This is a genomic window from Streptomyces jumonjinensis, from assembly GCF_009600885.1.
Classification (GTDB): domain Bacteria; phylum Actinomycetota; class Actinomycetes; order Streptomycetales; family Streptomycetaceae; genus Streptomyces; species Streptomyces jumonjinensis.
Genome location: NZ_VCLA01000167.1, coordinates 73,787 through 85,092, shown reverse-complemented (window position 1 = coordinate 85,092; position 11,306 = coordinate 73,787). Strand labels below are relative to the sequence as shown.

Sequence of the window (11,306 nt, the reverse complement as noted above, 5' to 3'; positions counted from 1 at the left end):
CGGCGAGTGTGGTGCCGTCGTTGCTGAGTGTGCTCGATCCGGAGTCGGTGCCGGGTGTGGAGAGCTGGGTTCTGGGTGCGGAGCGGCTGACCGCGGATCTGGCGAGCCGGTGGGCGTACCGGGCGCGGGTGTGGAACACGTACGGTCCGACCGAGGCGACGGTGATCACCACCGCGGGAGCGGTGGACGAGGAGATCGGGCCCCGGGACCAGCCCCCGGCCATCGGTCGGCCCCTGGACAACGTACGCACTTACGTCCTCGACGGGTTCCTGCGCCCGGTGCCGCCGGGAGCGACGGGTGAGCTGTATATCGCCGGGCCGGGACTCGCACGGGGATACCTCGGCCGTCCGGGGCTGACGGCGGAACGTTTCGTCGCCTGCCCGTTCCTCCGGGACGAGCGGATGTACCGGACCGGAGACCTGGCCCGCTGGACTCCCGAAGGACGACTGCTCTTCGTCGGCCGGGCCGACGACCAGGTGAAGATCCGTGGGTTCCGGGTGGAGCTGGGCGAGGTCGAGGCCGCGCTGACCGCTCACGCTGCGGTCCGCCAGGCAGCCGCGGCCCTCCGGGAGGACCGGCCGGGGGACCGGCGTCTGATCGGCTACATCGTCTCCGACGCCGAAGACGTGGACCTCCAGGAGATACGCGAGCACACCGCCGCCACACTGCCCGAATTCATGGTCCCCGCCGTCGTGGTGGCGCTGGAGGCACTGCCCCTGACGAGCAATGGAAAACTGGACCGTGGGGCGCTGCCCAGGCCGGATTTCGCCGGACGGGGCTCCGGAAGAGCGCCGGAGACCGAGACCGAGGCGACCTTGTGTGCGCTGTTCGCCGAAGTCCTGGGCCTGGAACGGGTGGGTGCCGACGACAACTTCTTCGATCTGGGCGGTGACTCGGGGCTGGCGATGCGCCTCGCCGCCCGGGTGCGCGAGGAGTTCGGCGCCGAGCTGAGCATGCGGCGGTTCTTCGGCGACTCCACGCCCCTGGGCGTGGCCCGCATGCTGACGTCGAAGGAGCTCCCGGAGCTGCGGCCGGTCGACCACCCCGACGAGATACCCGTCACGGCGGGTCAGTCGCGCAGCTGGCGACTGGCCCGGGAGAACCCGGGCTCGGCGGCCCAGCGGATCTCCGTCGCGCTGCGTCTCAAGGGCAAGCTGAACCGGTCCGCGCTGGAGGCCGCGCTGTGGGATGTCGCGGCGCGGCACGACATCCTCCGTACGACGTTCACCGGCACCGGCACTGGCACTGGCACCGGCACTGGCGCCGAGGGCGACGAACCGCGTCAGCGCGTCCTGGACGCCGAAGCTGTCCGCCCCGAGCTGCCGGTGACGCCGGCGACCGAGGCGGAGCTGCCGGGACTGCTGGCCGACCACGCCGGGCACGTCTTCGATCTCGCCCGGGAGACGCCCTGGACGAGCCGTCTCTTCGAGCTCTCGGACACCGAGTTCGTGCTGCTCGTCGTGGTGCACCGGATCGCCGCGGACGAGGAGTCGCTGATCGTCCTGGTACGCGATCTGGCGGCGGCGTACGGAGCGCGGCGGGAGGGCCGGGTTCCCGAGCGGGCGCCGCTGCCCCTCCAGTTCGCCGACTACGCGCTCTGGGAGCGGGAGATGCTCCAGGACGAGCGGAATCCGGACAGTCTGATCGGCGAGCAGTTCGCCTATTGGCAGAAGACCCTGGGCGACGCGGTAGCCGAGCTGGAGCTGCCGGCCGACCGTCCCCGGCCGCCGGTGGCGTCCCACCGGGCCGACTCGGTTCCGCTGGTCCTCGACAGCGACGCCCACACCCGGCTGACGGACGCCTTCGTATCCGACGGCGTGACGCTCTTCATGGTGATGCAGGCCGCGCTCACCCTTCTGCTGGCACGCCTCGGCGCGGGCGCCGACATCACCCTCGGCACCGTGCTGCCGCGCCGGGACGACGAAGGGGATCTGGACGGCCTGGTGGGTCCCTTCGCGGACTCGCTGGCCCTCCGTACCGACGCCTCGGGCGACCCCACGTTCCGCGAGCTCCTCGGCCGGGCGCGGGCTGCCTGCACCAGGGCGTTCCAGAACCCGGACGTCCCGTTCGCGCGCCTCGTCGAGGTGCTGTCCCTGCCGCCGTCGACTCCGTATCACCCCGTTTTCCAGGTCGGGCTCGAAGTCCACGGCGACGCCGCCGAGGCATGGGAGTCGCCGGAGCTGTCGGGGCTGAGTACCACCCGGCTGCCGGCGGGGACAGCGGCGGGCGGACCGGACCTGGTGGTGAGCCTCATCGAACGGCGCGGGTCCGACGGCGGGCCGAACGGCGTCGAGGGCGCCGTCCGCTATGCCGCCGAGCTGTTCGACCGCTCCACCGTCACCGGACTCGCCCAGCGGCTCGTCCGGGTCCTGGAGCAGGTGGCGGCCGATCCGGAGCTGCGGCTGAGCCAGGTGGACGTGCTGCTGGGCGAGTCCGAATACCGTCAGGTGACAGAGGGGTGGAACGCGACGGCGGGGGAGGTCCCGGACCGCACCGTCGTCGAGCTGCTGGCGGAACGGGCCGCTCTGACGCCCGATGCCGTACGGGCCGCTCTGATGCCCGATGCCGTCGCGGCCACGGACGCCGACGGCCGGCTCACCCATGGCGCGCTGGACGCGGCGGCGGCCCGGCTCGCCGGCCGACTGGCCGAACGGGGCATCGGCGCGGAGACCGTCGTCACCCGTGCCTTCGTCCTCGACGACTTCCTGCGCCCGGTGCCGCCGGGTGCCACGGGCGACCTGTATGTCGTGGGATCCTCGCCGGCGCGTGGCTACGCGGATGATCCGGCCCTGACCGGCGCACGGTTCGTCGCGTGCCCCTTCGGGACCGCGGGAGAGCGGATGCTCCATACCGGCGAGCGGGCGAAGTGGACCGCCGACGGCCGGCTCGTGCTGCGGGGCAGGAGCCGGGCCGGGAACCGGGTGGCCGGGACGCCCCGTCGCGCGGGCGGGGACCACCGCGACCTCGGGACGCTGCTGCCGCTACGGTCGGAGGGCAGCCGTCCGCCGCTGTTCTGTCTGCACACCGGTACGGGGCTGAGCTGGGCATACGCCGCACTCCTGCGGCATCTGCCACAGGATCAGCCCGTCTACGGGGTGCAGGCCCGGGGGCTCGCGGAGCCGGAGCCCCTGCCGCAGAGCGTGGCGGAGATGGCGGCCGACTACGCGGAGCGGATCAGGACCGTCCAGCCCACCGGCCCGTATCACCTCCTCGGCTGGTCGTTCGGCGGACTGGTCGCCCAGGCGGTCGCCACCCGGCTGGAGGAGCAGGGCGAACAGGTCAGGCTTCTCGCGGTGCTCGACGGCTACCCCGAGGACACCGGCGGAGCCCGCTACAGCGGCGAGCCCGTGGCAGACCGGGACGACGGCGCCGCACCGATGGCGCGCGACCTCCGGCTGTCGCCCGGCGAGTCCGTCGGCGAGGGCCTCGACGACGGACTCCGGTCGAATATGCGGGAGGTGGTCGCCAACGTGGCCCGGCTCACCGACCACCACACACCGCGTCGCTTCCAGGGCGATCTGCTGCTCTTCGTCGCGGTCGAAGGCCGTCGCACGGAGCTGCCCGCGTCGGTCGCACGCGACAGCTGGCGGCCCTTCGTGGCGGGTGACATCGAGTCGCACGACATCGCCGCCAGCCACGACAACATGCTTCAGCCTGTGCCGTCCTCGCGGATCGGGGAAGTCCTCGCGGCGAGACTCCACGCCGATTCCCGCGCCGATTCCGATTCCGATTCCGGCACCGAGTCCGGTACCGGAAAGGAGGGATCCTGAATGCCGAAGCCAGTGAGCACTTCCGCGAACACACGCAGGGACGGGATGGAACCCGTGCCCGAACTGATCCGGCTGAGCACGCGGGCACCACTCGTCGAGATCGACACCGGCGGGCGCTTCGCGCGCCGGCACTGGCTCGCCACCGGCTATGCCGAGGTGCGGGCGATCCTCGGCGACGAGAGATTCAGCATGCTGCCGCCCGAGGACGGCGGAAACGGCGCCGGAGCGCGGACCGAGGTCGGCAATCTGCGGCAGTACGACGCACCGGAGCACACCCGGCTGCGGAAGATGCTGACGCCGGAGTTCACGCTCCGGCGGATCCGCAGACTGGAGCCGCTCGTGGAAGAGATCGTGGCCGATCGCCTGGACGCCCTGGAGCAGGCCGGGCAGCCGGCCGACCTCGTACGGCACTTCGCCTGGCCCATCCCGGGCCTGGTCGGCTGTGCGCTGCTCGGCGTCCCCCGCGATGACGCGGCCGAGCTGGCGCGCAACTGGAACATCAGCCGTACCGGCTCCGCCTTCGGCCGCGGCATCCGCGAACGGGACCGGGACCGCGACCGGGACCGGCAGCGCGCGGCGGGGAACGCGTATATGACCTATATGGCGAGACTCGTCCGACAGCGGCGCAGCGGCCCCGGGGACGATCTGCTCAGCGGACTGATCCGCGAGCACGGCGCGGATCTCACCGACGCGGAGCTGACGGGCATCGCCGCGTCCCTCATGGGCTCCGGCCTGGAGGACATCGGCGGCATGCTGGGACTCGCTCCCCTCGCCCTGCTGTTCCACCCCGACCAGCTCGCCCTGCTTCTGGAGCGGCCCGAACTGATCGACCAGGCGGTGGAGGAGCTGATCCGCTACATCTCGTCCGTATCGAACGCCACCCCGCGCACGGCCCTGGCGGACGTGCCCCTCGCGGGGCAGGTGATCAAGGCCGGCGACATGGTGATCTGTTCACTCCTCGCGGTGAGCCGCGCCCCGCTGTCGGGCACGCCGGCGGACACTCTCGACATCACCCGGGACAACTCCGGCCATATGGCCTTCGGTCACGGCATCCACCGCTGCCTGGGCGCGTCGCTGGCCAGGATGGAGCTCCGGATCGCGATTCCGGCGCTGCTGCGCCGATTCCCCGGGCTGCGCCCGGCCGTGCCGCCGGAGGAGATCCGCTATCGGACGTCGACACCCACCTACGGTGTGGACGAATTGCCGGTGGCCTGGTGAGCTCCGCCACCCTGCCGGGAGAAGGCGAAAGGATTCCACGAATGCCCAGGCCGTTGAACGATTCCCAGCAGTCACGGCTCGTCGTGACCACTCCTCCAGGAAGCCCGGACCGCGCCTGGCTCGCCACCGGCTATGCCGAGGTGCGGGCGATCCTCGGCGACGACAGATTCAGCACCCTGCCGCCCGCCGCCAACGCCAGCGACTCCCGGAGACTGATCCAGCCCGGCAATCTGCTGCACTACGACGCGCCGGAGCACACCCGGATGCGGAAGATGCTGATGCCGGAGTTCACCCTCCGGCGGGTCCGCACCCTGGAGCCGCTCGTCGAGCGCGTCGTGACCGAGCGCCTGGACGCCCTGGAGCACGCCGGGCAGCCGGTCGATCTCATATCGCACTTCGTCTGGCCCACCACGAGCCTGGTCGGCTGCTCCATACTCGGCATACCCCGCGACGACCAGGCCGAACTGGCGCGTCATATCGACACCCACCGGATCGACAACCCTGACCGGGAGCAGCGGGAGGCCGCCGGAAACGCCTATCTGTCCTATCTGAGCAAGTACATGAGGCAGAAGCGCCGCAAGCCCGGCGACGACCTGCTCGGCAGGCTGATCGTCGAGCACGGCGCGGAGCTCACCGAAGCCGAGCTGCTGGGGACCGCGACCACTCTGCTGGCCTCCCTGATCCAGAACGTCGCCGGAACACTGGGGCTGGGAACCCTCGCGCTGCTGGAGAATCCGGAACAGCTCGCGCTGCTTCTGAAGCGGCCGGAGCTGATCGACCACGCGGTGGAGGAAGTGATCCGCAGCGTGTCGGTCATCGCCATGGCCTCGCCCCGCACCGCCCTGGAGGACGTGCCCATCGCGGGACGGGTGATCAGGACCGGGGAGACCGTGGCCTGTTCACTGCTCGGGGCCAACGGCACCACCGCCCCCGGAGAGCCGAAGGCCCCTCTCGACATCACCCGGGACAACTCCGGCCATATGGCTTTCGGTCACGGCATCCACTACTGCATCGGCGCCCTGGTGACCAGGATGGAGCTGCGGATCGCGATCGCGGGACTGCTGGAGCGGTTCCCCACCGTACGGCTGGCAGTGCCCCCCGACGGACTCCGCTTCTCGTCGAGGGCCGTGGAGACGCTGCCGGTGGTCTGGTGAGGGACGCCATGTCATACGACGCCGAGCCCATCCCCCTCCACACACGCCGTGCCCGCTTCGACCCGGCCGGCGAACTGCGCCGGCTCTCCGCCCAGGGCCCCGTCACCAGGGTCAGCCTGGCTCCCGGCCCCGGTGACCGGCCTCTCTGGCTGGTCACCGGCTACCAGGAGGTGCGTCAGGTCCTCGGCGACCAGGCCCGGTTCTCCACCGGCCGCCGGTTCGGCCCGCGGACACCGGCCGGCGGACACGACGGCCACCGGCCCGATGACGGCATCGGACTGCTCATGGACTACGACCCGCCGGAGCACACCCGGCTGCGGAGGATGCTGACGCCGGAGTTCACGGTCCGGCGGATGCGCAGGCTTCAGCCGCGGATCGAGGCCCTGGTGACGGAGTGCCTCGACACCATGGAGCGCGCCGGACCGCCGGCCGATCTCGTGGAGCTGTTCGCGTCGGCCATCCCGGGCCCGGTGCTCTGCGAACTGATCGGGGTGCCCCGCGACGACCGCGGCGACTTCCTGCGCCGCTGTCACGCGCACCTCGGGACCGGCCGGGGCCGTCAGGAGCGTACGGCCGCCGGGTCGGCGTTCACCCGCTATCTCGCCGCGCTGGTGGCACGCCAGCGCAAGGACCCCGACCACGGCTTCCTCGGCACGCTGGTACGCGACCACGGCCCCGAGTTCACCGACAAGGAGCTGCGGGGCATCTGCGTCCTGCTGATGCTCGCGGGCCTCGACAACATCTCGGGCATGCTGGGACTCGGGGCCCTGGCGCTGCTGGAGAACCCCGGTCAGCTCGCCGTGGTGCGCGACGACCCCGAGGCGATGGACCGCGCGGTGGAGGAACTGCTCCGCTATCTGTCCGTACCGCACGCTCCCACGCCCCGGACCGCCGTCGAGGACGTCACCCTCGGAGGCAAGCTGATCAGAGCGGGCGAGACCCTCGTCTGCTCGATCCCGATGGCCAACCGCGATCCGGCGCTCATCGCGGAGCCCGACCGGCTCGACGTCACCCGCGAGCCCGTGCCCCATGTCGCCTTCGGGCACGGCATCCACCACTGCCTCGGCGCGGCGCTGGCGCGCATGGAACTGCGGATCGCCTATACGGCGCTGCTGCGCCGCTTTCCCGCGCTCCGGCTGGCGACGCCCGCCGAGGACGTGGTGTTCCGGGTCCGGTCGACCGCTTACGGCGTGGAGCGGCTGCCGGTCGCCTGGTGACCTGACCCGGAACGCGGGAGGAGAGGAGAAGAGGATGGAGGTACGTGTCGACCGCGACAGATGCGCGGGCTCCGGTCTGTGCGTGAGCTACGCGCCCGAGGTCTTCGACCAGTCGGAGGACGACGGCAAGGTGCTGCTCAAGGAGCCGCTGCCCGGCACCGGTGCGGCCGGGGCGGTACGGGCGATGGCCGCGAGATGCCCGACCGGTGCGATCACTGTGCACGGCCACGGCCACGCCCACGGCCACGGCCACGGCGAACCGGCCGCACCGCGGGAGCCATCAGAAGCGGTCTAGACCGCGGCTTTCTTCGAAGGTGCTCAATCAACCAAGTGGGGTGGGGAAATGACGCATGCTCGTGCGAGTGAACACCACGGCGCGGACGCCGTGCGGAACGTCGTCATCGTCGGCGGCGGCACGGCGGGATGGATGACGGCCGCCTATCTGACCGCCGCCTTCGGCGACCGGGTCGGGATCACGCTGGTGGAGTCGGCGGACGTCGGCACCATCGGCGTCGGCGAGGCCACCTTCAGCGACATCAGGCACTTCTTCGAGTTCCTCGGCCTGGCCGAGCAGGACTGGATGCCCGCCTGCAACGCGACGTACAAGCTCGCCGTCCGCTTCGAGGACTGGCGCGAGCCGGGACATCACTTCTACCACCCCTTCGAGCAGTTGCGGTCGGTCAAGGGGTTCCCCCTGACCGACTGGTGGCTGCGCCACCCCACCAGCGAGCGGTTCGACCTGGACTGCTTCGTCATGGCCTCGCTCATCGACGCCGGGCGCAGCCCGCGCCACCTCGACGGCCGCCTCCTTGAACAGGAATTCGTGGAGACGGACGGCCTGCCGTCCACCATCGCCGAATACCAGGGCGCGCAGTTCCCGTACGCCTACCACTTCGAGGCGCATCTGCTGGCGAAGTATCTGACCCGGTACGCCACACGGCGCGGCGTCCGCCATGTGGTCGACCATGTGCTGGACGTGGGACTCGACGAACGCGGCTGGGTGTCGCATGTGCGGACCGCCGAACACGGCAGCCTTGAGGGAGATCTCTTCGTCGACTGCACGGGGTTTCGCGCCCTGCTGCTGAACAAGGCGCTCGGCGAGCCGTTCGTGTCGTACCAGGACACCCTGCCCAACGACAGCGCGGTCGCCCTACAGGTGCCGATGGACATGGACAAGGACGCGATCCGGCCGTGCACCACGGCCACGGCCCAGGACGCGGGATGGATCTGGACCATCCCGCTGATCAGCCGGATCGGCACCGGCTATGTCTACGCCCGGGACTATATGGAGCCCGAGGACGCCGAGCGCACACTGCGGGAGTTCGTCGGACCCGCCGCCGCCGACGTGCCCGCCAACCACATCAGGATGCGGATCGGGCGCAGCCGCCGGTCGTGGGTCAACAACTGCGTGGCCATCGGGCTGTCCAGCGGCTTCGTCGAACCTCTGGAGTCGACCGGCATCTTCTTCATCCACTACGCGATCGAGCAGCTGGTCAAGCACTACCCGGCGGCGGACTGGGACTCCTCGCTGCGCGATCTCTACAACAGCGCGGTGACCAACGTCATGGACGGCGTCAGAGAGTTCCTCGTACTGCACTACCGGGGGGCGAAGCGGCAGGACAACCAGTACTGGCGGGACACCAGGACCCGGACCGTGCCCGACGCGCTGGCCGAACGTCTGGAGCTGTGGGAGAGCAAGGTCCCGGACGCCGGGACGGTGCACCCCCGGTATCACGGACTGCCGCCCTACTCGTACAACTGCATCCTGCTCGGCACCGGAGGAATCCAGGTCAAACCGTCGCCCGCCCTCGATCTGATCGACGAGAAGTACGCCCTCGCCGAGTTCCAGTCGATCCGGGAGAAGGCCCGGACGCTGGTGGGGAGCCTGCCGACGCAGAACGAGTACTTCAAGAGGATGCGCGATGGACGGTGAACGAGGGGGCATGGGCGAGCGCCGGCACAGCGGAAGGGACGGCGCCGGATGGACTCCGAGTTCCGCGAGATGATGGCGTCGTTCCCGACCGGTGTCTCCGTGGTCACCGCCCGGGACTCCAGCGCCGCCCCCTGGGGCATGACCTGCTCCTCGCTGTGCAGTCTCAGCGTGAACCCGCCGACGCTGCTGATATGTCTGCGCACGGAGAGCCCGACGCTGCGCGCGGTGCTCACGAGCGGCGCGTTCGCGGTGAACCTGTTGCACGGCGGGGCCGAGCGGGTCGCGGCGCTGTTCGCGTCGGGAGCGCCCGACCGGTTCGAACGGGTGGCCTGGCGGCCGGCCGGACGGACGCGCAGCCCGGCGCTGATCGAGGCCGCGCACGCCGTCGCCGAGTGCACCGTCGACCGTGTCCATCCCGCCGGGGACCATGCGGTCGTCGTCGGGGCGGTGCGCGCGCTCGAACGCTTCCACCGCGAGAGCGCCCTGCTCTACGGCTTCCGGAGATACGGAGAGTGGTCCTCGGCGGTGCCCGCGGTCGCCGGTGAGCCCCGCGCCGTTCGCGAACGGGAGGGGTGATGAGCCGTGCTGAGCCCCGGGGCGTTCCCGGCCGGTGCCACGCTGTCGGCGGCCCCGGTTCCTCCGATCGCCGCGCATCAGCTGCTCGTCTTTCTGCTCCAGGTCGGCGTCCTTCTGCTGCTCGCCATCGCGCTGGGCAGGCTGGCGGCCCGGTGCGGCTTGCCGGCGATCGTGGGCGAGCTGAGCGCGGGGGTGCTGCTCGGCCCCTCGCTCTTCGGCTGGCTGGCGCCCGGGGCCGCTGCCTGGCTGCTGCCGTCCGATCCCGGCCAGATGCATCTGCTGGACGCGGTGGGGCAGATCGCGGTGCTGCTGCTGGTGGGACTCACCGGCATCGAGATGGATCTGCCCATGATCCGCCGCCGGGGCGGTACGGCGTTACGGGTCAGCCTCGCCGGGCTGCTGGTTCCGCTGGCGCTCGGGATCGGCCTCGGCTTCCCGCTGGCGGGTCTGCTGGGCATCGGCCCGGCCGACCGGCGGCTCTTCGCGCTCTTCCTGGGCGTGGCGATGTGCGTCAGCGCCGTACCGGTGATCGCCAAGACGCTGATGGACATGAATCTGATCCACCGTGACGTCGGACAGCTGACGCTGGCCGCGGGAATGATCGACGACACCTTCGGCTGGCTGATGCTCTCCGTGGTCTCCGCCATGACCGTGGGCGGGCTGAGCGCGGGGGTGTTCACGCACGCTGTCGGCGGTCTGCTGCTGGTCGTGCTGATCGCGCTGCTGGTGAGACGACCGGTCGTCCACCGGGCCCTGCGGCTGAGCGGCGGATCGGAGGAGCGGACGGTCGCCATGGCCGCCGCGATGATCCTGCTCGCCGCCGCGGGCACCCAGGCGCTCGGCCTCGAAGCGGTCTTCGGGGCGTATCTCTGCGGCCTTCTCATCGGCTCCAGCGGGGAGTTCGACCGGGCCGGCACGGCGTCGCTCCGTATGGTCGTCCTGGCCGTGCTGGCCCCGGTCTTCTTCGCGACGGCCGGGCTGCGGATCGATCTGCGGGCGCTGACCGAGCCGACCGTTCTCGGGGCCGCCCTGATCGTGCTCGGGGTCGCGGTTCTCGGGAAGTTCGCGGGGGCCTATATCGGCGCGCGGCTGAGCAGGCTGAGCCGGTGGGAGGCCCTGGCGCTCGGCGCGGGGATGAACGCGCGCGGGGTCATCGAGGTGATCGTGGCGATGGTGGGGCTCCGGCTCGGCATCCTCGACACCAGGACGTACACGATCATCGTCCTGGTCGCGGTGGTCACCTCGGTCATGGCGCCGCCGCTGCTGCGGCTGGCCATGAAGCGGGTGGACTGCACCGAGGAGGAGGAGCGCCGACTGGCCGCGTGGGGCGGGGCGCCGGCGCGGCGGAGCCCGGAACGGGCGGACCCCTGACGGCGCTGACGGGCGCTGACGGGCGCTGACGGCGCTGACGGACGCTGTGTGGACGCCTGTCTCTGTG

At 71.1% G+C, this 11,306-nt stretch carries 8 protein-coding genes; all 8 read left to right on the top strand.

Annotated elements, in window-relative coordinates:
• On the top strand, positions 1-3,770 hold a 3,770-nt coding region (locus FF041_RS24630; RefSeq protein WP_153524859.1), incomplete at its 5' end, for an alpha/beta fold hydrolase.
• A 45-nt stretch (positions 3,771-3,815) separates the two neighbouring features.
• Positions 3,816-4,988: a cytochrome P450 gene (locus FF041_RS24625; protein ID WP_228388601.1), complete on the top strand. Its 1,173-nt coding sequence runs from the start codon at positions 3,816-3,818 to the stop codon at positions 4,986-4,988.
• A gap of 41 nt (positions 4,989-5,029) precedes the next feature.
• A complete protein-coding gene (locus tag FF041_RS24620) occupies positions 5,030-6,142 on the top strand; it encodes a cytochrome P450 family protein (protein ID WP_153524844.1) in 1,113 nt (370 codons plus the stop codon).
• 8 nt (positions 6,143-6,150) lie between these two features.
• The gene (locus FF041_RS24615) at positions 6,151-7,359 is read left to right on the top strand and encodes a cytochrome P450 (RefSeq protein ID WP_153524843.1); all 1,209 of its coding nucleotides are present in this window, start codon (positions 6,151-6,153) and stop codon (positions 7,357-7,359) included.
• Positions 7,360-7,393: 34 nt separating this feature from the next.
• Positions 7,394-7,654 carry a ferredoxin gene (locus FF041_RS24610; RefSeq protein ID WP_153524842.1) on the top strand — a complete coding sequence of 87 codons (261 nt, stop codon included), beginning with the start codon at positions 7,394-7,396 and terminating at the stop codon, positions 7,652-7,654.
• A gap of 48 nt (positions 7,655-7,702) precedes the next feature.
• A complete protein-coding gene (locus FF041_RS24605) occupies positions 7,703-9,292 on the top strand; it encodes a tryptophan halogenase family protein (protein WP_153524841.1) in 1,590 nt (529 codons plus the stop codon).
• A 48-nt stretch (positions 9,293-9,340) separates the two neighbouring features.
• The gene (locus FF041_RS24600) at positions 9,341-9,868 is read left to right on the top strand and encodes a flavin reductase family protein (RefSeq protein ID WP_153524840.1); all 528 of its coding nucleotides are present in this window, start codon (positions 9,341-9,343) and stop codon (positions 9,866-9,868) included.
• Positions 9,869-9,874: 6 nt separating this feature from the next.
• Positions 9,875-11,239, top strand: coding sequence for a cation:proton antiporter (locus tag FF041_RS24595; protein ID WP_323392601.1), 1,365 nt, complete (start codon positions 9,875-9,877; stop codon positions 11,237-11,239).
• The last annotated feature ends 67 nt before the right edge of the window (positions 11,240-11,306 follow it).